The sequence below is a fragment of the Agrobacterium sp. rho-13.3 genome, from assembly GCF_033957765.2.
Classification (GTDB): domain Bacteria; phylum Pseudomonadota; class Alphaproteobacteria; order Rhizobiales; family Rhizobiaceae; genus Agrobacterium.
The window spans coordinates 1,105,758-1,128,024 of record NZ_CP192774.1; the positions used below are offsets into that span (position 1 = coordinate 1,105,758).

Genomic DNA, 22,267 nt, shown 5'->3' on the forward strand with positions numbered 1-22,267 from the left:
CATGTACCGCTACGACGAATTCGACCACGCTTTTGTTCACGGCCGCGTGGAGCAGTTCCGCGATCAGGTGGAACGACGCCTTTCCGGCGAGCTGGCCGAAGATGCCTTTAAGCCATTGCGTTTGATGAATGGCGTCTATCTGCAATTGCACGCGTACATGCTGCGCGTCGCTATTCCTTACGGCACGCTGAATTCAAAGCAGATGCGGATGCTGGCGCATATTGCGCGTAAATACGACCGCGGCTACGGCCACTTTACTACGCGCCAGAACATTCAGTACAACTGGCCTCGTCTGTCCGATACGCCGGATATTCTGGCTGAACTTGCCAGCGTGGAAATGCACGCCCTGCAAACATCGGGCAATTGCATTCGCAACGTTACGGCTGACCACTTTGCCGGTGCTGCGGCTGACGAAGTTGCAGATCCGCGCCCCTACGCGGAAATCCTGCGCCAGTGGTCTTCCGTTCACCCGGAGTTCTCGTTCCTGCCACGCAAGTTCAAGATTGCGGTCACGGGTGCTGCGCAGGATCGCGCAGCAATTCAGGTCCACGACATTGGTTTGCATCTGAAGAAGAATGAAAAGGGCGAAATCGGCTTTGCGGTTTACGTCGGCGGCGGGCAGGGCAGAACGCCGATGATCGCCAAGAAGATCAACGATTTCCTGCCGGAAGAGGATTTGCTGTCCTACACGACAGCCATCATGCGCGTGTATAATCTGCATGGCCGTCGCGACAACAAGTACAAGGCGCGCATCAAGATTCTCGTTCATGAAACGGGTGCGGAAGAACTGACGCGTCAGGTGGAAGCGGAATTCGCCAACCTGAAAAACGGTGAATTAAAACTGCCGGATGCCGACATCGCCGCAATCACGTCCTATTTCGCATCGCCAGATTTGAAGCAGCGCCCGGAGGGCTGGGAAAGCCTTGCGCGCTGGAAGAAGGCCGACGCGGATTTCGCCCGCTGGGTGGACCAGAACGTGCAGCCGCACCAGAATCCTGATTACGGCATGGTGACGATTTCACTGAAGCCTATCGGCGGTATACCAGGCGATGCATCCGACGAGCAGATGGATCTCGTTGCCGATATCGCTGAAGACTACGCGCTGGATGAAATCCGTATCAGCCATGAGCAGAATATCATTCTGCCACATGTGGCGCTGGCTGATCTCGAGCCGGTTTATCGGGCTTTGCTCGGTGCTGGTCTTGCAACGGCAAACGCTGGTCTGATTACCGATATTATTGCCTGTCCCGGGCTGGATTATTGTGCGCTGGCCAATGCGCGCTCTATTCCACTGTCTCAGGAAATCTCCACCCGTTTTGGCTCTGCGGAACGTCAGGCAGAAATCGGTGAGCTGAAAATCAAGATTTCCGGCTGCATCAATGCCTGCGGACACCACCATGTCGGTCATATCGGCCTGCTGGGCGTGGAAAAGAAGGGTGCGGAGCTTTACCAGATCACGCTTGGCGGATCGGGTGATGAGAACTCGTCCATCGGTGAAATCATCGGTCGCGGTTTTGAGCCGGAAAAAGTGACGGACGCGGTGGAAACCATCGTCGATACCTATCTCGGTTTGCGTCTTTCAAAAGAAGAGACATTCCTCGAAGCGTATCGTCGTGTCGGGCAGCAGCCTTTCAAAGAAGCGCTCTATCCAGCCGCTGCTGCCGCCGCATAAGGAACCGAACGATGACGAAAATCTGGAACGAGAGCGGTTTTGTTGAAAACGATCCGTGGGTGATTGAGACGGAAGAGGTCAAGGCTGAGGATGATCAGCAAACGATCCTGCCTTTCGACGCCTTCATCGCTCGCGCCCAAGAAAGCAACGATGTGGGCCTTGGCGTTCTGATCACGCCGGCGGATGATGTGGAAAAGCTTCATCCTTTTATTGATCGCCTCGCGCTCGCCGCCATCAGCTTTCCGGCCTATAATGACGGGCGTGGTTTCAGCCATGCGTCGCTTTTGCGGTCACGACTGAATTTTCAGGGTGAGGTGAGGGCCGTGGGTGATGTGCTGATCGATCAGGTGCCGCTGATGCTGCGCACTGGTTTTACCAGCTTTGCCGTGACCAATGAAACGGCTATCCGTCGTCTTTCGGAAAATCGCCTGCCGGGAATCGACGTCTATTACCAGCCAACGGCCAAGGCCGCACCGGGTGGAGAAGCCTATAGCTGGCGCCGCCGGGTGGCGAGCTAAGGCCTCGACTGAGTTATCGCGCTGAAATATGAGTTTTTGATACATATTTCTACGCGCATGGCTCCAATGACATTCCGACACCTTCAAAAGTGGTGTCGGATGGTGTAATGCACCACCTGAAAATGTCGCACATCATTTGAACGTGAACGGATAGAGAATGAACGCTCCAGCCAAAACAGAAGAATTTGCGGTAAAAATCCCGGACGGCGTCTACGCCGAGACGGTGCTTTCTGTTGAGCATTATACCGACCATCTGTTCCGCTTTCGCATGACACGGCCTGCTGGCTTCCGTTTCCGCTCTGGCGAATTCGCCATGATCGGCCTCATGGTTGGTGAAAAGCCGGTTTACCGCGCCTATTCCATCGCCAGCCCGGCTTGGGATGAGGAACTTGAGTTCTTCTCGATCAAGGTTCCAGATGGCCCGCTGACCTCTCATCTTCAGGCCATCAAGCCCGGCGACACGGTGTTGATGCGCAAGAAGCCCACAGGCACTCTGGTTTTGGATGCGCTAACCCCCGGCAAGCGTCTTTACATGTTCTCCACCGGCACCGGCATTGCGCCTTTCGCAAGCCTCATCCGTGATCCGGAAACCTATGAGAAGTTCGAGGAAGTCATTCTTACGCACACGTGCCGCGATGTTGCGGAGCTGAAATACGGCTTCGATCTGGTTGAGGAAATCAAGAACCACGAGTTCCTCAGCGAACTCGTCGGCGACAAGCTGAAGCATTACGCCACCGTGACCCGTGAAGACTACCCGTTCCAAGGCCGCATCACGGACCTGATCGAAAACGGCAAAATGTTCGCTGACCTCGGCGTTCCAGCCTTTGATCCGGCAGTGGATCGCGGCATGATCTGCGGCTCCTCCGCCATGCTGAAGGACACAAAGGTTCTGCTTGAGAAAGCAGCGCTGAACGAGGGCTCAAACAACAAGCCCGCCGAGTTCGTCATCGAACGTGCATTTGTCGGATAATAAAACGACACAATGAAATGACGGAGGCCTCTGGCCTCCTTTTTGATTCAGGCTTCATTCAACGCCAGAACGTCTCGGAACATTCGGTTGTCATTGTGATGTGGAACCTTGTCCTATCGAAAAACAGGACGCTTCAAACCATCATCAAAAATGAAAAAAGCGCCGCGGTTTCCCGCAGCGCTTCGTTTGTTTGGTCGCTTGGTGCCCAAACTCAGGCGGCGGCCTTATGGTAAGAGTAGTTCTGGTTTTCTCTCTGACCCAATTTAAATTGGCCCACCAGTGCCATCATGCGCGATGCTTCCGATGCCAAGGTGGCGCTGGCAGCATTTGTCTCTTCAACCATGGCGGCGTTTTGCTGTGTAACCTGGTCCATCTGGTTCACGGCGACGTTCACTTCTGACATGCCGGTGGACTGCTCGCGTGAGGACGTCGCGATGGAGTCAACGTGATGGTTGATTTCCTCGATCATGCTTTCGATGGACTTGAGCGCGATGCCCGTTTGGGAAACCAGTTTCACGCCGCTTTCCACTTCAGTTGCGGAATTGCGGATGAGACCTTTGATTTCCTTGGCGGCCTGGGCGGATCGCTGCGCCAATTCACGAACTTCCTGTGCCACAACAGCAAAGCCTTTACCTGCTTCGCCTGCGCGGGCAGCTTCCACACCCGCGTTCAATGCAAGGAGATTGGTTTGGAATGCAATCTCATCAATAACGCCGATGATGTTGGAAATCTGGGCAGAGGATTGTTCGATCCGCTGCATGGCTTCAACAGCATTTGCGACGACCTGACCCGACTGCTTGGCATTTTCGTTTGCATCTGCCGTCAGTTTTCTGGCCTCGTTCGTGCGCTGAGCGGAGTTCACGACATTCGCCGTAATCTGCTCCAGCGCAGCCGCTGTTTCTTCCAGGGATGCAGCCTGTTGTTCCGTGCGCTTGGAAAGATCGTCAGAGCCTTGGCTGATCTCGACACTGCCGCTTTCGATGCACAGGGAGGCCTGCTTGATTTGAAGCATCGTGCTGTTCAACTGGCTCGCTGCACTATTCAGGTTGTGACGAAGGGATTCGAAGTCGGCAGAGAAGGGTTCCTGGATTTGGAAAGCCAGATCTCCAGCTGCCAGTCTTTGCAGGCCGGTTGCCAAGCCAGCCGTCGCGGCGTCCAGCCTCAGTTGAGCTGCGGCCTCTGCTTCTGCCGTCAGCCGTACGCGTTCTTCTTCGGCCTGCGTTCTGGCCTTTGCTGCATCTGCCTCGAGCTGGCGATTTGCAATGGCAGCCTTCTGAAACACCGCAACGGCACGGATCATCTTGCCGATTTCGTCGGTTCTGTTTTCTCCGAACAGTTTCACAGCCAAATCACCAGACGCTATGCGGTGCATGACGTTTTCGAGGGCCGACAACGGCCGCGAAACACCACCAATAATCACAGCAACGGAGAATGCGACCACGGCAATGGCCAAAATGCCGAGGCAGGACATCCAGAAGAATATGGAGGCTTTTTCTTTGATTGTTTCCGCATATTCGGAGTTTGCCACGTCAATCTGGAGATTGATGAGATCGTTGATAGGCGTGGAAAGAGGATCGATCGTGGAATAAAGCTTTTTGTTCACGAATGAATCAAGCGCCTGCTGGTCATGTTTGACGATGATCTGCGAAAGATCATCCAACGCCGGAGTCGACTGGGAACGTTGCCGATCGAATTTTGCCGCAAGGTCTTTTTCGGTCGCAGTCATGAATGTCGACTCATAAGCGTTCCACTCTTTTTCAATCGTAGAGCGTGCGTTGGAAATGCTGGTGGTGCCATCCTCCCACGTCAATTGCCCGCTTCTGATCTTGTGGGCCGTATCGACAATATTGACGGCATACATATCGGCGACAATTTTGAGCTGGGCCATTGGACCGATACGGTCAACGACCAGAGAGTGAGTGCGTTGAGAAACCGCTGATATATTCATGAATGCGGTTATAGCTATTGCAAAAATGGTTGCTGACAGCATTGTTATGCTGGAAATGAGCTTAAAGCGAATGGACATTTTGATGCATTCCACAGGGCTACAAATTGAACGATTATTTATTTCTGTGAATGATCAATTATGCGAGCATGTTTTATTATTGGTTAATAACATCTGGTGGTAATTTAGTGTAAATCTAATTTAGAATATTTTGAGAAACTCAAATTATAATATTGATTGATTTTAATCGGTGGAAAAATGTAATAATTTATACTGTATTTGATTTTAATTTGAATTCTACATTTATGTAAAGCCTAAGCTGAATTAAAGATTATTTTTTGTCGTGTAACTGAACTTAATTTCATAAATATATCTGAGGCATTATTTAGAATTATTACGCCACTGCGTCTCGATATTCGCTCATGGGCAAGCAGGCAGATGAAATTGCGGAGCTGAAATACGGTTTCGACCTGGTTGAGAAAGCAGCGCCGAACCTGCGGAGTTCGTCACTGACCGCGCATTTGTCGGATGACAAAATCTGATCGAATAAGATGAAGGAGGCCATATCGGCCTCCTTTTGTTTCAGGCTTCTTCGATCTCCTCTTTCGGAACGATATCGTTTCTAAAGACGAGGAATGTGATGATTGCAATTGCCGCAATGGCGCCACCAACGAGATGGGACAGCGCATAGCCGCCTATCGTGGTCAGCCAACCGGCCACGCCATTGCTGAGCGACGCGCCGATGCCCTGAATGGTCATCACACCCGCTAGACCAACGTTGAAGCGGCCCGTCCCTTTCAAAATTCGCTCCACCGCAACCGGCGTGGCGATACCGAGCAATCCGGCACCGACACCATCCAAAAGCTGAACGGGATAGACGACCCAGAAGCTGTCAAATGATGCCGCTAACAAGCCGCGGATCGGCAACGCGATAAGAGCAATCAGAAATACTGCTGATAGCCCGAAACGACGAATAAGCCAGGGCGCGATGGCCGCGACGAATATCATCGCAAATTGCGCAATGCCGGTGATGATGGCCGTGGTGCGAAACGGCGTGTTGAGTTCAATGGCGAAATCCTGCGCTATGAGGCGACCCATCGGCGCGTTTCCGAAATGAAAGATCAGCAGGATGATGGACAGGAATATCAGGCCTCGTTCTTTCAGAAGAACCTTGAAACCGGATGGTCCCGGCTCCCCTTCATCGGTCGCCAACCCACGCGCCACCTTGTGGTCAATCCGTTTCGGATCAATCGCGGCGACGGCCGCAAGCGCACCAATCGCCGTCACAATCATAAGCCCGATGATGCCCGAAATGCCGAATGCGGACACGGCAACGTAAGTCGCAAACAGCGAAACGAAATTGCCGCCGTGGTTCCAGAATTCATTGCGTGAAATCTGGTGAGAGAAAAGCTTTTCACCAACGAGACCGAGCGTCAGACCTGCAAGTGCCGGTCCCACAACGGCGCCGACAACGGCAGTCATGATCTGCCCTGTCCAGACGACAACCTCATTGGCAAACAGCAATGTGATCAGCGCACCGATAGTGACCAGGACGACAGGCACGGCGATCAGTGTTCGTTTCCAGGTCGTGCCATCAACCAGCGCGCCGCACAGGGGCGTTGCCGCAAGGCCGATAAGACCACCCACAGTCGCGATAATACCAAGCTGCATGGATGACCAGCCATTGGTGGCAAGAAATGCATCCAGAAACGGACCCAACCCGTCACGCGCGTCAGCGAGGAAAAAGTTCAAGACGGCCAGTGCAAAAAGGGAGCGGTCCGAGATGCCGGTTTGCGGCGACCTGCCAAGAGAGTGACCGCTTGCATTCATAGGCGTTGTTATCGTTGTCATCCACTGCTCTCCAGGGCGCGATGCGAAGCTGGCGAGAAACGATCTGACTGCGCTTTGGTTGCTTTTGGGACACAACAATCAGCACGAAGGAACAATAGGCGGAGCGGGGCGTTCGGACTGTACATTAAAAGGACCGAGCGCATGACGCACAAACGAACCGCAATCATCGCAGTAGTAACAGCCCTCATGGCATCGCAAACCCACGCGAACGAGAGTCAGTTCCTCTCCACCCTCGGCGGAAGTTGGAAGGGGTCAGGCACGGTCGTGACCCGCATCGGTGCCAAACCGATAAACGTTAACTGTACATTTCAGTCCACGGCGTCTGGTCCGTCGCTGAGCATGAATGGAACTTGCCGGGGATTTGTCGTGGTGAGGCGCGCCATTTCTGCTGACCTCACAGCCAATGGCAATCGCTACGGCGGGAACTATGTCGGCCCATCCGGCCGTCCATCTGCACTGAGTGGTAGTCGCAACGGTAACTCCATCAATCTGACTGTGCGCTGGAACCGCGAGATTAATGGCGATCGAGTTGCGGCAATGACGATCAGCAAGGTTGGAAACAACGGGCTTCGTTTGCAAACGACGGACCGGGATGGGGCAGGCGGCAGGAATGTTGTGACAAGCGACATCCAGCTAACCCGCTAAGGTCTACATCTTTACCACTATAAAAAAGGCCCGGATCGCTCCGGGCCTTCATGTTTAAAAGATCAAACCTTTACTCCGCTGCTTCCTGATACTCGCTCATGGGTGGGCAGGTGCAGATCAGATTCCGGTCGCCATAGACGTTGTCGATGCGGTTGACCGGCGACCAGTATTTGTCAATGCGGAAAGCACCGGGCGGGAAGCAGCCTTTTTCGCGGGAATAAGGGCGGTCCCATTCACCAACGAGGTCTTCCACCGTGTGCGGTGCGTTCTTCAACGGGTTGTTGAGCTTGTCCGCACGGCCTTCCTCGATGTCGCGGGCTTCCTCGCGGATGGCCAGAAGAGCATCGCAGAAACGGTCGATTTCCGCCTTGGTTTCGGATTCCGTCGGCTCGACCATCAATGTACCGGCAACCGGCCAGCTCATGGTTGGTGCGTGGAAACCGCAGTCGATCAGGCGCTTTGCCACATCGTCCACCGTCACGCCGCAGCTTTCGTTCAGCGGGCGGGTGTCGATAATGCACTCATGCGCTACACGTCCAGCTTCGGACTTGTAGAGCACGTCGTAAGCGCCCTTCAGTCGCGCTGCGATGTAGTTGGCGTTGAGGATCGCAACCTTGGTCGCCTGCGTCAGCCCTTCACCGCCCATCATCAAGCAGTAGCTCCAGGAGATCGGCAGGATGGATGGCGAACCGAACGGAGCCGCAGACACGGCACCCGGACGTCCATCACTGCCCGGATGACCCGGCAGGTAAGGTGCAAGATGCGCCTTGACGCCAATCGGACCCATGCCGGGACCACCGCCGCCATGCGGAATGCAGAAGGTCTTGTGCAGGTTGAGGTGCGAGACGTCCGAACCGATATCACCGGGGCGGGAAAGACCGACCATGGCGTTCATGTTCGCACCGTCCAGATAGACCTGCCCGCCATGCTCATGCGTGATATCGCAAATCTCGCGAACCGTCTCTTCAAACACGCCGTGGGTGGACGGGTAAGTGATCATGCAGCACGCGAGGTTATCCGCATACTGCTCTGCTTTTGCACGGAAATCGTCGATATCGATATCGCCGTTTTCTCTCACCTTCACCGGAACCACCCGCATGCCAACCATCTGCGCCGAGGCAGGGTTGGTGCCGTGCGCGGAGGTCGGGATGAGGCAAACGTCGCGGTGTTCATCGCCACGCGCCAGATGGTAATTGCGGATGGTCAGCAAGCCTGCATATTCGCCCTGCGCACCGGAATTCGGCTGCATGGAAAAGGCGTCATAGCCGGTAACCTGGCAAAGCTTGTTCGATAGATCGTCGATCATCTCCTTGTAACCAAGAGCCTGATCGGCTGGCACGAAGGGGTGAATATCCGAGAACTCAGGCCATGTGATCGGCAGCATTTCGGCTGTCGCATTCAGCTTCATGGTGCAGGAACCGAGCGGGATCATGGAGCGGTCGAGCGCCAGATCACGGTCCGAAAGACGACGGATGTAACGGGTCATCTCGCTTTCGGCGCGGTTCATGTGGAAGATCGGATGCGTCATGTACTGGCTGGTCCGCAGCAAGTCTTTCGGCAGACGGTAATCCGGCTCGAAATCCGAGATGGAGAAATTGCCGCCGAATGCGCGCCAGACAGATTCCAGCGTTGCAGGACGAGCGCGCTCATCTAGGCTCATGCCGATCTTGGTGGTGCCGACCTTGCGAAGATTGACGCCTTCCGCGACAGCGGCACGCAAGATAAGCGCCTGCATGTGGCCCACGTCGACAGTGATCGTGTCGAAGAAGGTTTCGGGCTCGATGGTGTAGCCGAGCTTTTCCAGCCCCTTGGCCATTAGAACGGCCTTCTGGTGGGTCTGCTGGGCAATGGCCTTGATACCCTGTGGGCCGTGGAACACGCCGTACATGGATGCCATAACGGCCAACAGAACCTGCGCGGTGCAGATGTTGGACGTGGCCTTCTCACGGCGGATATGCTGTTCGCGGGTCTGGAGGGACAGGCGATAAGCGCGGTTGCCGCGTGCATCGACCGATACACCGACAAGACGGCCGGGCATGGAGCGCTTATGCGCGTCCTTGACAGCCATAAAAGCCGCATGTGGACCGCCGTAACCAACCGGCACGCCGAAACGCTGGGATGAGCCGATGGCGATATCCGCGCCCATTTCACCGGGAGATTTCAACAGCGTCAGCGCCAGAAGATCGGTCGCGACAGCGGCGATGGCGCCGGTTTGGTGCAGGCGGGCAATCAGGCCCGAGAAATCGCTGAGATGACCATGTGTGCCGGGATATTGGAAGATTGCGCCAAAGACGTCGACCGGATCGAGATCGGTAAACGGATTGCCGACGATGACCTTCCAGCCAAGCGGCTCGGCGCGGGTTTCGATCAGTGCAATCGTCTGTGGATGGCAGTTGGCATCCACGAAAAACGCGGTTGCTTTTGACTTCGCCACGCGCTGGCACATGGCCATGGCTTCGGCAGCCGCCGTTGCCTCATCCAGAAGCGATGCGTTGGCAACATCGAGGCCGGTCAGGTCAGAAATCATCGTCTGGAAGTTCAACAGCGCTTCAAGACGGCCTTGGGAAATCTCAGGCTGGTAAGGCGTATAGGCCGTGTACCAAGCCGGATTTTCCAGAATGTTGCGCTGAATGACTGGCGGCGTGATGGTGCCATAGTAACCCTGACCGATCAGCGAGGTCAGAACCTTGTTCTTGTTGGCGGTCTCGCGCAGGCGGTCCAGCGCTTCGCGTTCCGTCAGCGCATCGCCCCAAGCCAGCGGCTCTTTCTGGCGGATGGAGGACGGCACGGTGGCGTCGATCAATGCGTCGAGGGTTTTGTAACCGATGACTTTCAGCATGTCCGTCATTTCAGACGGCGAGGGGCCGATATGCCGACGATTGGCAAAATCGTAGGGCTGATAGTCGGTGAAATGAAATTCCGTGGGCGTCGTCATTACGCGATCAGCTCCTTGTAAGCCGCTTCATCCAACAGCGCATCGGCGTCCGATGTGTTGGACAGCTTGAGCTTGAAGAACCAGCCGGCACCCTGGGGATCGGAGTTGACCAGGGAAGGGTCATCAACGATGGCCTGATTGATTTCCACCACTTCGCCGTCCAGTGGACAATAAACGTCGGATGCTGCCTTAACGCTCTCAACAGTCGCGGCATCGCCGTTCTTGGAGAAGGATGCACCGACGTCCGGCAATTCTACAAACACCAGATCACCGAGCTGCTCAGCAGCGTGGCTGGTAATGCCAACCGTGGCAACATCGCCTTCAATCTTCAGCCACTCGTGTTCTTCAGTAAACTTCAGCATGGGTTTCTCCGGAAAATTAGCGTTTGTAGGTGGGAGTGATAAAGGGCAGGGCAGCAACGGCAACGGGCAGATACTTGCCGCGCACCTCAGCAAAAATCGCCGTGCCGGGTGTTGCGTAGTCTTTCGGCACATAACCCATGGCGATCGGGCCTTCGACATTCGGGCCGAAACCACCAGAGGTCACTTCGCCGATTTCGGTCTTGCCTTCGGCATCCGCAAAAAGCTTCGCATGGCCGCGCACGGGTGCCTTGCCTTCCGGCTTCAGGCCGACGCGGCGACGCGTGGTTCCGTTTGCCAGCTCGCCCAGAATGCGCTCGGCACCCGGGAAGCCGCCTTCGCGGTCTCCACCCAAACGGCGGGCCTTCTGTATTGCCCACTCAAGCGAGGCCTCGATAGGCGATGTCGTGGTGTCGATGTCGTTGCCGTAAAGGCAGAGGCCCGCTTCAAGACGCAGGCTGTCGCGCGCGCCAAGACCAATCGGTTCACAATCCGGGTGCTCCAGAAGTGCCTTTGCAACGAATTCTGCCTTGTCCGCAGGCACGGAGATTTCAAAACCGTCTTCACCGGAGTAACCGGAGCGGGACACGATACACGGCACGTCGTGCAGCGGAATTTCGCGCACGTCCATGAATTTCATGCCGGAAACGCCAGCCCAGAGTTCAGCCAGAACAGCTTCGGCGCGTGGGCCTTGCAGGGCGATCAGCGCGCGGTCATCCAGTAACGTGATATCGCAGGTATCGGACAGGTGTGCCTTCATGTGCGCCACGTCAGCATCCTTGCAGGACGCATTGACGACGACGAAAAGGTGATCGCCCAGATTGGTAATCATCAGATCGTCAAGAATAGTGCCATTGTCGTCGGTGAAGAAACCGTAACGCTGGCGACCGGGCTTCAAGGCCAGAATATCGACGGGCACCAGCTTTTCCAGCGCAAGTGCCGCATCTTCGACCTTGCCGGATTTCGCCTTCACAATGACCTGTCCCATGTGGGAAACGTCAAACAGGCCAGCAGAAGAACGCGTGTGCAAGTGCTCTTTCAGCACGCCCGCAGGGTACTGCACCGGCATGTCGTATCCAGCAAACGGCACCATACGGGCACCAAGAGAGACGTGAAGAAAATGAAGCGGTGTGACTTGTAGCGCGGCTGAATCTGCCAAGGACGCCTCCAGGGTTACGCGATTTCGCGCGTGCTCATGTCTTGACACTCTGCGAGTGCCGGGTTCAAGAGCCCCCTCTGTCCTTGTCGCCTGAGATTGTTATCCCTTCGGCGAGCCATCCTTTGCAGGGGGCTTCTCTCCAGAGTTCCGTCCTATCCGCTGGTCCTTTTGCCTGAGAGTTTCCGGGGCGGTTGCTCCTTCGGCACCGCACTGAAGCGGCTTCTCCCAGCGGGATGGAAGCTCATTATCTTCTTAGCCTGTTTCTTGGCAAGGACCAAATGACGCAGCTGAACAGTTTTTTGTTCATCCTGCGTCATCCTACGTTTGCGCAATAGCGGCGCATGATCGCAAACTCAGCCATCTTTTTTCTCAGGCAGCTTCGCATGTTTGGTCGATGCGAGGTCTTCAAGTTCCTTTTCAGTCATGGACTTAGCCATAGTTTTTGAAGCACCTTGTAAACGGGATTTTGGCATATCGCCGCGTTTAGCAGCAAGTGCTGCGCCGGCGGCTTTCTGTTGAGCTTTGGATTTCGCTGGCATTGGAACATCCACTTCATTCGTTTTCGCTTGCGGGAAAACGTGTCTTCGGGCGCAAGGGTTCCGCACCATCGAAAATGCACTTTGATTTACAGCAAAAAGCGGGATATCGCTTCGTGTCATGAAGGTTTTCATGAATAGGCGGCAAACACTTTCTGCACGATTGTTGCGCATCTTTTGCGCCACGTTGATGCTGTCGCTTGGCTTCGCCCACCGGCCGGTTGCCGCTATTGCGGCACCCTCGGCGGCGTTTGATGAAGCCTATCGCCTTCCCGATGGCACTTTTGCAGAAATTTGCGAGACCCATGCAAATCCGCAAATCGTGCATGGAAAGGGCAAGTCGGATCACTCCGGCACTTCGACGCTGTTCTGCGAAGCCTGCCTTCTGGCCTCCTCAATTCTCATTCCCACGCCCGATGTTAATTCGTGGCTGAGAGCGGATTTCGTCTGGCTTGATAACCGCCCGACATTGGTTTTGGGCTTAAGCCATGCGGACAATGGCCAGCAGCCCAAGGCGCGCGCACCGCCCATTCCTGTTTGATCTTAATCTCGCAAATATTGACTGCCGCGTGAGCGGCTTGAAAAAGACTGTCGATGCCGATGTGCCGCAGTCGAGAGGATCAAAAGATGAATATCTACAAAGTTGCAGCCTGCGCCGCTCTGCTCGCTTCTGTTTCGACCGTTCCGGCATTCGCCCATGCCACCTTCGTCAACAAGACGGCGGAGCAGGACAGCTCCATCGTTGCAGCGCTTCAGGTGCCGCATGGCTGTGAAGGTGGGCTTGCGACGACTGAAGTGCAGATCAAGCTGCCGGAGGGCTTCATTTCCGCCAAGCCACAGCCAAAAGCGGGTTGGGAACTGGAAATCATCAAGGGTGATTATCAGAAGACCTACAAAAACCACGGCAAGGACGTGAAAAGCGGTCCGGTGGAAATTCGCTGGAAGGGTGGCAATCTGGCGGATGATTTTTACGACACCTTCAATGTGCAGGGCACAATCTCGGGCGTAGAGGCAGGCGTAAATCTTCCTTTCAAAGTCATCCAGCTTTGTGCAGACAAGGGCACGGTCAACTGGAATGAGATTGCCGAAAAGGGACAAGACCCGCATTCGCTGGAAAACCCGGCTCCTACCATTCAGATCGTCGCAAAGCAGGCGCAGGGCGAGGGGCATGGCCATGATCACGCGATGGCGGGTCACGCTGCTGACGTTGTGAAGGTCGGAAATCTCGAAGTCTCCGGCGCTGTGACGAAAGCCATGTTGCCCGGCCAGCCCGTCGGTGGCGGTTTTGTCACGATCAAGAATGACGGCTCAGCTGATGATCGGTTGGTTTCCGTGGAATCCCCGCTGGCTGGCCGGTCGGAAATTCACGAAATGGGCATGGTCAATGACGTGATGAAAATGCGCAAGCTGAATGACGGTATCGCCATTCCTGCGGGCAAGACCGTTGAATTGACGCCGGGCGGCTTGCACTTCATGTTCTTCAACGTCAGCAAGCCTTTTGCCGAGGGAGACAAAGTGCCAGTGACCCTGACCTTCGAAAAGGCCGGTAAGGTAGACGTTGTTCTGGATGTTGGATCGGCACAGGGCGGCAAAGATAAACATCAGCATAACTGATTAAAAAAAGCTGCCGGGGAGATATCTCAACCCGGCAGCTTTCGAATGCGATAAAAACACCTAGACCTCTGCCTGGCCCTTGTTTTCCTCATAGGCCTCTATGGCTTCTTCCAGCGTGGCTTGCGGGTTTTTATGCTGCCCCGCCGTCAGAAAATGAAGCGACAGCGCGGGTTGTTTCACAACGGTCGCCATTGCCCGTATTTGGGCGTCTTCGCTTTGCCCGGTCTTGTGAGCGAGTTCGCGCGCGGCCTGTTCGATCTCTGTTTTTCGGGAGGCGCGCTGTGTAGACTTGATGCTGTCTGCCACATAACCAGCGGTGGTCGCCGAAACCGTTAATACTTGCACCATGCGATCACCCTCCTAATCCCGAATTGATCCAAATTATCACTGGTGAATTTATTCGCGATTAAATCCAGTAGTTGTATTTATGTAAAATTTTAACGAGTGAAAAACGACTTTTTTAAAGCACACAACAGCTTCGGGAATTTCGTTTGTCGTCGCTTTGTCGTAGAGAGTAACCGGTGCCTGTTTTACATCAACCGGAGAATCCCATGCTCAACATCGCGCTCGTTGCCATAGGCGGCGCAATCGGTTCGGTTGCGCGTTATCTGGTGGGCATATGGGGCGTGCGGCTTGCTGGTCCCAACTTCCCTTGGGGCACATTTACGGTCAATGTGGTGGGTGCGTTTCTGATTGGCCTTCTGGTGGAGATCATTGCCCGGCGGTTTGATGCCTCTGCGGAAATGCGTGTCTTCGTCGTGACCGGCATTCTTGGCGGCTTCACCACATGGTCGTCGTTCACGCTGGACGCGGTGGTGCTGTTTGAGCGCGGAGATATCGGCCTTTCGTTGCTTTATCTTATGGGCAGCCTGGTCGTTTCTTTCGCTGCGATCTTCGCCGGGCTGGCCTTAGGCCGCGCTTTGTTCTAAAGGCAACGGAAAATACCGCACACTGACGATGCGGACCTTCAGAAAAGAAAGACTGGAATTATCATGGCAGGTATCGAGCACATCAAGGTCGAAGCCGAAGAAGCCGGAATGCGCCTCGATCGCTGGTTCAAAATTCACTATCCCGGCCTCGGCTTTGGACCACTTCAGAAACTGATGCGCTCGGGCCAGGTTCGTGTTGATGGTGGACGGGTGAAAACCGATGCGCGCGTGGAAGCGGGGCAGACCGTTCGCGTGCCGCCGCTGGATGTCGATGCGAAGGTCAAAGGCGGGCCGATCAGCTCCAGCGACCTCAAGAACTCCGATGACGTCGATCTTTTGAAGCGCATGTTGCTGCATGAAGATGAAAAGGTCTTCGTGTTCAACAAGCCCGCAGGCATTGCCGTGCAGGGCGGCTCCGGCATCAACCGTCATATCGATGGTCTGCTGGAAGCGTGGACAAGCTCCAAGGGTGAAAAGCCGCGCCTCGTTCACCGTATCGACCGTGATACTTCAGGCGTTCTCGTCGTTGCCCGCACACGCGGCGCTGCCCAGAAGTTGACGGCTGCGTTCCGCGAACGCGATACCAAGAAGACCTATTGGTCGCTGGTGAAGGGCGTACCGCGCAAGCATCAGGACAAGATTTCCACGTGGCTGGTCAAAGAGCAGACGCCGGATGGCGACCGTATGCGCATCGCCAAGCACGGTGAGGAGGGCGCGGATCACGCCGTTTCCTATTACCGTGTCATCGATACGGCGGCGCAAAATCTGGCATGGCTGGAAATGGAGCCTTACACGGGCCGCACGCACCAGCTTCGCGTTCACGCCCTGCATATGGGGCATCCGATTATCGGCGATCCGAAATATTACATCGAAGACACGAACTGGGATTTCCCCGGCGGTATTCAGAAGCGCTTGCACCTGCACGCCCGCAAGATCGATATTCCGCATCCATCCGGTGGCCGCCTGCGCGTGACCGCACCTTTGCCGCCGCACATGGTGCAGACATGGAACCTGCTCGGTCTTGATGTGACTGACGGTGACAGGGACGACGAATGAAACTGGTTCTTTTTGATTGCGATGGCACGCTGGTGGATAGCGCTGGCCTCATTCATGAAGTTATGGCGCGCACCTTCGTCCATTTTGGTTATCCGCGCCCGGACATCGCGTTAACCAAATCGATCATTGGCCTGACACTGGATATCGCCATCGCCCACATGCAGGGAAAACCGCACGTGGACGATGAAGCACTTGCGATGACCGCGCATTACAAATCCATTTTTACGGAAACGCGTGCGGAGGCTGGATTTCAGGAGCCATTGTTCGACGGTATTCGGGCGATGGTCGACCAGCTCGCCACCCGCGAAGAACTGTTGATGGGCGCGGTCACGGGAAAATCCCGTCGCGGTCTTAATCTGATTATGGACACACACGGTTTCCGCCCGCATTTCATCGTGTCGCGCACGGCAGACGATTGCCCCTCCAAGCCGCATCCCGCCATGGTGACGGAATGCTGCCACGAAACGGGCATGGTTCCCGCCGACACTATTGTTATTGGTGATGCCATTTACGATATGCAGATGGCCAAGGCGGCAGGCGCAAAAGCCGTCGGCGTTGCTTGGGGCTATGCTTCCGTGGATGATCTTTGGAAGGCGGGTGCAGATGCCATCGTCAACCATCCAAGTGAAATTCCCGGTCACATTCCGGGCTGATGAGGACGTATCATGCGTGACCTTTTGAACGACCTTTCCGAAGGTCTGAGCCATCCCGATCCTATCCGTCGTTCGCAAATCCAGATGCAGAAGCCGCTTCCAAAGCGTTTCTTCAAGGATGTGACGGTCGGTGAGACGGAAGAGGGTGCCTTCAGCATTCTTCTGGATGGCAAGACCATGCGAACGCCCGCCAAAAGCCCATTGACCGTGCCGACCCGCGCCTTAGCGGATTTGCTGCGGGATGAATGGGATGCGCAGACCGAGGTGGTCAATCCTGCCATCATGCCGGTCTCCCGCCACGTCAACACGGCCATCGACGGCATTGCACAAGATCGCCAGGCGGTTTTTGAGGATATTCTGCGCTTCTCATCCAGCGATCTTCTTTGCTACCGGGCAGGGGAGCCGCAGGCACTGGTGGGGCGTCAGACCGACCAGTGGGATCCGATTATCGATTGGGCCAGCAATTCACTCGGCGCTCGTTTCATTCTGGTTGAAGGTGTCATGCACCAAGAACAGCCACGTGAAGCGATTGCCGCGTTCGCCGTAACCTTGCGCAAATACGACACAGCCATTGAACTCGCCGCGCTGCACACCATGACGACGCTGACCGGTTCTGCCATTCTGGCGCTTGCCTTGGCTGAAGGTGAACGCAGTCTGGAAGACGTCTGGACACTGGCGCATCTGGATGAGGACTGGACAGCAGAGCAGTGGGGTGAAGACGAAGACGCGCAGATAAGACGCGCCGCCCGGCTTGTGGAAATGCGCGCCGCAGGTGACGTGCTTGCCGCCGCAAGGGCAAAACTGGCCTGATGCTTTAACGGTTTTCTAACCGTAATTGATGAATATGGACGCATGACCTGACGTTAGGGAAAGCGTCCATTATGCACCACTCGCTGAAGCGCCTCGGCATGATTTTGCTGGCGTCTCTTGCGCTCATGTCTTTCAGGCTGGAGCCTGAAGCGAGCGGCGGAGAAAGGCTGCTTTACGATGTTCGTGGGGCTTTTGTGGCTGCAAGGCCCGATATTTCCGCCGACATCATGCAATCGATCCACTACCGTGTGTCGAACGCCATCAAGTCCACGATGCGCGATGAAACGCGGCCCCGTGTTGTGCTGACCATTCGCCTCGTCTCCGTCACCAAGGGGTCTTTCATGTTCGGTGAGCGCGCATCGGCCCGCGTTATCGTGCGCGCTGCCGCCGTGCAAACGGGAGAGGTGATTGCCGAAGCCAAATTCACCGCCACCATTATCGGCATCGACAAGTCCTCCATAGAACAGGAACTGGCCTATGGCGTAGCGGAGCGTGTGATCAGTGAGTTCAGCCTAAACCGCCCCTCCGCTGTCACAACCGCCTTGTTTCCGGGCCGGTTTTAATTCACCGTCATCTCCTTTGGATAGAGTGTGATTTCATGTCCGCAGGAGCAAATGATGAAATTTATTGGCGCCGTTGGTTTGGCGATATCTGTTTTTATGCCTTTTAGCGTGTCTGCCGATGAAAACCGCATAGACCGCATTCGGCCCGATGCCCCTGCACTGGCAACCTATGGAGCTTACCCAGTCGGCGTGCGAACGCTCACCGCCACCAACCCCGGACAAATTGATGTCGTGAAGATTGAGGCTGGCAAGGATTTGCCGCGCTATGATCGCCCCCTTGTTCTGGAGGTCTGGTATCCGGCGAAAGATGCCAATGACGGCGGAAACTACAGCGTTTTCCTGCGCGACGGAAAGACCGAGGTTTCCATTGCCGGGCGCGCCAAAAGAGACGTCGAGTCCCACAAAGAAAATGGCGAGAAATTCCCGCTCATCATCATCTCGCATGGCTATCCCGGAAACCGTTATCTCCTAAGTCCACTTGCGGAAAATCTGGCAAGCAAGGGATATGTCGTTGCATCCATCGATCACACCGATAGCACCTATAATGACCGGGCAGCATTCGGCAGCACATTGGTCAACCGCCCACTCGACCAGCATTTCGCCTTGCAGGAAATCACGAAGTTAACGGCGGAGAAAGACAACTTCCTATCGGATATTGTCGATGTCTCGCGCACCGGATTGATCGGTTATTCCATGGGCGGTTACGGCGCGGTTGTGACCGCCGGCGCGGGCGTATCCGAAAAGGCAGTCTCTGCTGACTGGAGTGCGGCAGCAAGGACACTTGCCATTCATCAGGCTGGCACGAAGGAACATGCTGACCTTTTCGATCCCCGTTTGAAAGCCATCATTTCCATTGCACCATGGGGCATGCAGCGGGGAATGTGGGATGAAAAAGGTCTTTCAGAAATAAAGGTGCCAATCTTTTTCATGGCAGGCAGTGCGGATGATGTGTCCGATTACGCCAAAGGAATTCGCCCGCTGTTTGAAGGCAAGATGCCGGTTGACAGGTATCTGTTGACTTTCGCAGATGCCAACCACAATGCCGCAGCGCCTATGCCTGCGCCGGTGGAAAGCTGGAAAAGAAGCGAAGAACTCGGCTTTGCGCCGTTCGAGCATTATGCCGATCCCGTGTGGGACACGGTTCGGATGAACAACATCGCCCAGCACTTCGCCACGGCGTGGTTTGATCTCAAGCTGAAAAACGATCAGGACAAAGCCCGCTATCTCAGCCTTGTCGAAGATTCCGACCAAGCCGTCTGGGCGGCCAATAAGGATGGCAGCATCAAGCCGGAACACACCTATTGGGAAGGCTTCGCCAATCGCACAGCCAAAGGCTTGCGGTTGGAACACCGCAAGCCGGATTGATAAAGCGGATTAGCCAAGTCGCTCCGCGTGCCACTTCAAATGATCGTCCATAAAGGTCGAGATGAAGAAGTAAGAATGGTCGTAGCGCTCATGCATACGCAGCGTGAGCCCGATATCCGTTCCCTTGATCGCTTCTTCGAAAAGCCACGGACGCAGACCTTTTTCGAGGAAATTGTCTGCTTTGCCTTGATCGATCAGGAATTCAGGGAAGCGTGCGCCGTCTTCAACCAGCGAACACGCATCGTACTGACGCCAAGCGGCTTTGTCCGTACCCAGATATTTTTCAAGGGCTGGCTCAGACCAGTCAGCGGAGGAGGGCGCGACGATAGGTGCGAATGCGGAGCAGCTCTTGAAACGATCCGGGTTTTTCAGCGCAATCGTCATCGCGCCGTGGCCGCCCATGGAGTGCCCGAAAATACCCTGACGGCTCATATCCACGCGGAACTGTTCCGCCACCAGGGCAGGGAGTTCCTCTGTGATGTAGCTGTACATCTGAAAATGCTCAGACCAAGGTTCCTCGGTGGCGTTCAGATAAAAGCCAGCACCCTTGCCCATCTGCCAGTTGGTGAGCTCATCCGGCACGTCATTGCCGCGTGGGCTGGTATCCGGGCAGACGACAATCAGCCCAAGCTCCGACGCCATGCGGCGATATTCGCCTTTGTCCATCACGTTGGCATGGGTGCAGGTCAGACCGGACAGATACCAGACGACCGGGCAGGGCTCATGGATCGCCTTCGGTGGTACGTAAACTGCAAAGGTCATCTCGCAATTGTTGACGTCTGAATCATGGGCGAAAACGCCCTGCATGCCGCCAAAGGCGGTGTTCTGGGAGATGATTTTCATGGGGTATTCCTCGTATTATGCAGTGGGGATCAGCCCGCCAGCGATACGGCTGCATTCACAGCCGCTGCGACAAGCACGGTGTTGAAAAAGAACGATACGACGGAGTGCAAAAGCACCGCCTTGCGCATGGATGTCGTTGTCACGGCGACGTCAGATGTCTGGGCTGTCATGCCGATGACCACGGAAAAATAGAGAAATTCATAAATTCCGGGTTCTGATGTATTTGGAAAATCCATTCCGCCGCGCCGTTGTTTTTTGCCGCTGACAGTGGCCGGACGCCAGAACAAATGCGCGTAATGCATCGCAGCCATGGTGTGGATCGTCAGCCAGCCCAAGATGACGGATGAGAAGGCCAGCATAAGCGACCACTTGGTTTCAGCTGTCGTGTGGTTCAGCGCCAGAAACAGCGAGACGACAGAAACGCCAACTGCGAGCAGCGTCACGGCGATAATAGCCATGGCGGGAAGATCGTCGCTATCGGCGTGCGCTTTCAAATGCGGGGCCGTCAGGCGGGAAAGGCGAAAGCCGATAATCAGCAAATAAGTGAGAAAGAACACGATTGCCGCGCCTTCGATTGCCAAGGCCGGTGCAACGAGAAGCGCCCCGACAAGGACCAGAACGCCAAACACGGCTGCAATCAGGAACGGGCGATGCCTGCTGTAAAGACTGACCGGCTGCGTGGTTGGTTTCATGGCGACACTCTCCGCACAGATCTATTTTTTGACACGACGGCAAAACCGGTCAAGTGTTTCCAGAAATTGAGAACGATCCCGCGGCGAAAACGCGGCATTGTAACCCTTGCTTTCGCCTGTCTCACGCAAATGGGCACCGAGATCACGCATAGCAGTCGCCATGCCGATATTGCTTTTATCAAAGACACGGCCGGTCGGTCCGGTAACAAGCGCACCTTTGCCAACACAACGGCCCGCCAGCGGAACATCGGCGGTGATAACGATATCGTCCTCGTCCGCATGTTCCGCAATCCAGTCATCTGCGGCGTCGAAGGAACTTGAGACGATGACGTTTTTGACCATGGGATCACGCGATGGCCGCAAACCGGAATTGGCAACGAATGTCACCTCCAGCCCGTGCCGTTCGGCCACTTTCAAAATCTCCGGCTTCACCGGACAGGCATCGGCATCAACATAAATCTGCGGCATCAGCTCTTCTTGAGATGGTAGGACGTTGTTTGCTCAGTGACATACGATAAAACTGAAGCCTTGTCGCTACTCTAACTCTGCCGCACACAAGTGACAGATGCGGCGTGAGTGGCGGAATTTATTGGATAGGGATACGGTCATTGGAAAATATCAGGGCGTGTTATGATCTTGAAAGTCACCCGATCGACCCTGATCAATTCCGCTTTCAGATATTCACGGATGCCTCATTCGATCCGGAGCGTAATCTTTCCGGTTGGGCATTCGTCGTCACGGACGGAACACAAGAGCTGGCCTCGGAGTGGGGGCAAGCCATCACAAAATCCAACAATGCCGCAGAGGCTTTGGCATTTCTGCACGCACTGAGATGGTGTGGGTCGCATGGTCACAATGATGCGACGATCTGGACGGATTCTGCTTATGTCGTGGAAGCCTGTGAAACGTGGATTGCAATCTGGAGAACCAATGGATGGCGAAAGATCGATCCTAATCCCAAAAACAGAAAGCGACGGATAGCCGATCAAGAGCTTTGGCAGACGATTGATCGGGAATTATCCAGTCATCCGCTGATTCAGGTTGTTTGGTGCAAGGGGCATGTTGGAAACATCTACAATGAACAAGCGGACCGACTGGCGACGATGGCAAGAGTGAGGCCGCAACAACGATCGTAAGCGCAGGTGCCATCCT

General features: G+C 55.2%; 24 protein-coding genes and 1 riboswitch. Of the genes, 14 read left to right on the plus strand and 10 right to left on the minus strand.

What is annotated here, in order from left to right; translation table 11 throughout:
* Position 1: 1 nt before the first annotated feature.
* The 3 genes from RMR16_RS05505 to RMR16_RS05515 all read left to right on the plus strand — a co-directional run bounded on the left by RMR16_RS05505 (position 2) and on the right by RMR16_RS05515 (position 3,160).
* The gene (locus RMR16_RS05505; RefSeq protein WP_320199986.1) at positions 2-1,672 is read left to right on the plus strand and encodes a nitrite/sulfite reductase; all 1,671 of its coding nucleotides are present in this window, start codon (positions 2-4) and stop codon (positions 1,670-1,672) included.
* An 11-nt stretch (positions 1,673-1,683) separates the two neighbouring features.
* On the plus strand, positions 1,684-2,190 hold the full coding sequence (locus RMR16_RS05510) for a DUF934 domain-containing protein (protein WP_320199985.1): 507 nt from the start codon (positions 1,684-1,686) through the stop codon (positions 2,188-2,190).
* A gap of 157 nt (positions 2,191-2,347) precedes the next feature.
* Positions 2,348-3,160 (plus strand): ferredoxin--NADP reductase, encoded by an 813-nt coding sequence (locus RMR16_RS05515; RefSeq protein WP_320199984.1) that lies wholly within the window; start codon positions 2,348-2,350, stop codon positions 3,158-3,160.
* A gap of 211 nt (positions 3,161-3,371) precedes the next feature.
* On the opposite strand, the gene RMR16_RS05520 is transcribed toward RMR16_RS05515, so the two are convergent.
* Positions 3,372-5,186 carry a methyl-accepting chemotaxis protein gene (locus tag RMR16_RS05520; protein ID WP_432354413.1) on the minus strand — a complete coding sequence of 605 codons (1,815 nt, stop codon included), beginning with the start codon at positions 5,184-5,186 and terminating at the stop codon, positions 3,372-3,374.
* Here RMR16_RS05520 and RMR16_RS05525 point away from each other — a divergent pair.
* Positions 5,107-5,289, plus strand: a complete 183-nt coding sequence (locus RMR16_RS05525) for a hypothetical protein (protein WP_320200124.1) — start codon at positions 5,107-5,109, stop codon at positions 5,287-5,289. The two genes, RMR16_RS05520 and RMR16_RS05525, sit on opposite strands and share 80 nt — an antisense overlap.
* A gap of 398 nt (positions 5,290-5,687) precedes the next feature.
* On the opposite strand, the gene RMR16_RS05530 is transcribed toward RMR16_RS05525, so the two are convergent.
* Entirely contained in the window at positions 5,688-6,956 is a 1,269-nt protein-coding gene (locus RMR16_RS05530; protein WP_320199983.1) for an MFS transporter, read from the minus strand.
* A gap of 141 nt (positions 6,957-7,097) precedes the next feature.
* Between RMR16_RS05530 and RMR16_RS05535 the strand changes: the two genes are divergently transcribed.
* Positions 7,098-7,601: a hypothetical protein gene (locus RMR16_RS05535; protein WP_320199982.1), complete on the plus strand. Its 504-nt coding sequence runs from the start codon at positions 7,098-7,100 to the stop codon at positions 7,599-7,601.
* A gap of 70 nt (positions 7,602-7,671) precedes the next feature.
* Here the strand turns inward: RMR16_RS05535 and gcvP are convergent, their stop codons facing one another.
* The 4 genes from gcvP to RMR16_RS05555 all read right to left on the minus strand — a co-directional run bounded on the left by gcvP (position 7,672) and on the right by RMR16_RS05555 (position 12,593).
* On the minus strand, positions 7,672-10,536 hold the full coding sequence (gcvP, locus tag RMR16_RS05540; protein ID WP_320199981.1) for an aminomethyl-transferring glycine dehydrogenase: 2,865 nt from the start codon (positions 10,534-10,536) through the stop codon (positions 7,672-7,674).
* On the minus strand, positions 10,536-10,898 hold the full coding sequence (gcvH, locus tag RMR16_RS05545) for a glycine cleavage system protein GcvH (RefSeq protein ID WP_320199980.1): 363 nt from the start codon (positions 10,896-10,898) through the stop codon (positions 10,536-10,538). Before gcvH ends, gcvP begins: the two co-directional genes overlap by 1 nt.
* 16 nt (positions 10,899-10,914) lie before the next feature.
* Positions 10,915-12,054 carry a glycine cleavage system aminomethyltransferase GcvT gene (gcvT, locus tag RMR16_RS05550; RefSeq protein WP_320199979.1) on the minus strand — a complete coding sequence of 380 codons (1,140 nt, stop codon included), beginning with the start codon at positions 12,052-12,054 and terminating at the stop codon, positions 10,915-10,917.
* A gap of 150 nt (positions 12,055-12,204) precedes the next feature.
* Positions 12,205-12,292: riboswitch (glycine riboswitch) on the minus strand.
* Between the two features lie 115 nt (positions 12,293-12,407).
* A complete protein-coding gene (locus tag RMR16_RS05555; protein WP_320200114.1) occupies positions 12,408-12,593 on the minus strand; it encodes a DUF3008 family protein in 186 nt (61 codons plus the stop codon).
* A gap of 130 nt (positions 12,594-12,723) precedes the next feature.
* Here RMR16_RS05555 and RMR16_RS05560 point away from each other — a divergent pair, with 130 nt between their 5' ends.
* Positions 12,724-13,131: a hypothetical protein gene (locus RMR16_RS05560; protein ID WP_320199978.1), complete on the plus strand. Its 408-nt coding sequence runs from the start codon at positions 12,724-12,726 to the stop codon at positions 13,129-13,131.
* An 86-nt stretch (positions 13,132-13,217) separates the two neighbouring features.
* Positions 13,218-14,204 carry a copper chaperone PCu(A)C gene (locus RMR16_RS05565; protein WP_320199977.1) on the plus strand — a complete coding sequence of 329 codons (987 nt, stop codon included), beginning with the start codon at positions 13,218-13,220 and terminating at the stop codon, positions 14,202-14,204.
* Between the two features lie 60 nt (positions 14,205-14,264).
* On the opposite strand, the gene RMR16_RS05570 is transcribed toward RMR16_RS05565, so the two are convergent.
* Complete coding sequence (locus RMR16_RS05570; protein WP_320199976.1) at positions 14,265-14,552, minus strand: hypothetical protein; 288 nt, start codon at positions 14,550-14,552, stop codon at positions 14,265-14,267.
* 203 nt (positions 14,553-14,755) lie between these two features.
* Between RMR16_RS05570 and crcB the strand changes: the two genes are divergently transcribed.
* The 6 genes from crcB to RMR16_RS05600 all read left to right on the plus strand — a co-directional run bounded on the left by crcB (position 14,756) and on the right by RMR16_RS05600 (position 19,580).
* Complete coding sequence (gene crcB / locus RMR16_RS05575; RefSeq protein ID WP_320199975.1) at positions 14,756-15,133, plus strand: fluoride efflux transporter CrcB; 378 nt, start codon at positions 14,756-14,758, stop codon at positions 15,131-15,133.
* A gap of 63 nt (positions 15,134-15,196) precedes the next feature.
* Positions 15,197-16,189, plus strand: coding sequence for an RluA family pseudouridine synthase (locus tag RMR16_RS05580; protein ID WP_320199974.1), 993 nt, complete (start codon positions 15,197-15,199; stop codon positions 16,187-16,189).
* Complete coding sequence (locus RMR16_RS05585; RefSeq protein ID WP_320199973.1) at positions 16,186-16,842, plus strand: HAD-IA family hydrolase; 657 nt, start codon at positions 16,186-16,188, stop codon at positions 16,840-16,842. The genes RMR16_RS05580 and RMR16_RS05585 overlap by 4 nt, the downstream gene beginning before the upstream one ends.
* 12 nt (positions 16,843-16,854) lie before the next feature.
* Positions 16,855-17,652, plus strand: a complete 798-nt coding sequence (locus tag RMR16_RS05590) for an ATP12 family chaperone protein (protein ID WP_320199972.1) — start codon at positions 16,855-16,857, stop codon at positions 17,650-17,652.
* A gap of 71 nt (positions 17,653-17,723) precedes the next feature.
* Positions 17,724-18,215, plus strand: coding sequence for a hypothetical protein (locus RMR16_RS05595; RefSeq protein WP_320199971.1), 492 nt, complete (start codon positions 17,724-17,726; stop codon positions 18,213-18,215).
* A gap of 54 nt (positions 18,216-18,269) precedes the next feature.
* The gene (locus RMR16_RS05600; RefSeq protein ID WP_320199970.1) at positions 18,270-19,580 is read left to right on the plus strand and encodes an alpha/beta hydrolase family protein; all 1,311 of its coding nucleotides are present in this window, start codon (positions 18,270-18,272) and stop codon (positions 19,578-19,580) included.
* Positions 19,581-19,589: 9 nt separating this feature from the next.
* On the opposite strand, the gene fghA is transcribed toward RMR16_RS05600, so the two are convergent.
* From fghA to RMR16_RS05615, 3 genes are read right to left on the minus strand one after another with little or no spacing between them, the layout of a single operon-like run.
* The gene (fghA, locus tag RMR16_RS05605; RefSeq protein WP_320199969.1) at positions 19,590-20,423 is read right to left on the minus strand and encodes an S-formylglutathione hydrolase; all 834 of its coding nucleotides are present in this window, start codon (positions 20,421-20,423) and stop codon (positions 19,590-19,592) included.
* 29 nt (positions 20,424-20,452) lie between these two features.
* The gene (locus RMR16_RS05610) at positions 20,453-21,115 is read right to left on the minus strand and encodes a DUF1345 domain-containing protein (RefSeq protein ID WP_320199968.1); all 663 of its coding nucleotides are present in this window, start codon (positions 21,113-21,115) and stop codon (positions 20,453-20,455) included.
* A 21-nt stretch (positions 21,116-21,136) separates the two neighbouring features.
* Entirely contained in the window at positions 21,137-21,583 is a 447-nt protein-coding gene (locus RMR16_RS05615; RefSeq protein WP_320199967.1) for a YaiI/YqxD family protein, read from the minus strand.
* Between the two features lie 140 nt (positions 21,584-21,723).
* Here RMR16_RS05615 and RMR16_RS05620 point away from each other — a divergent pair, with 140 nt between their 5' ends.
* A complete protein-coding gene (locus RMR16_RS05620; RefSeq protein WP_320199966.1) occupies positions 21,724-22,251 on the plus strand; it encodes a ribonuclease H family protein in 528 nt (175 codons plus the stop codon).
* The last annotated feature ends 16 nt before the right edge of the window (positions 22,252-22,267 follow it).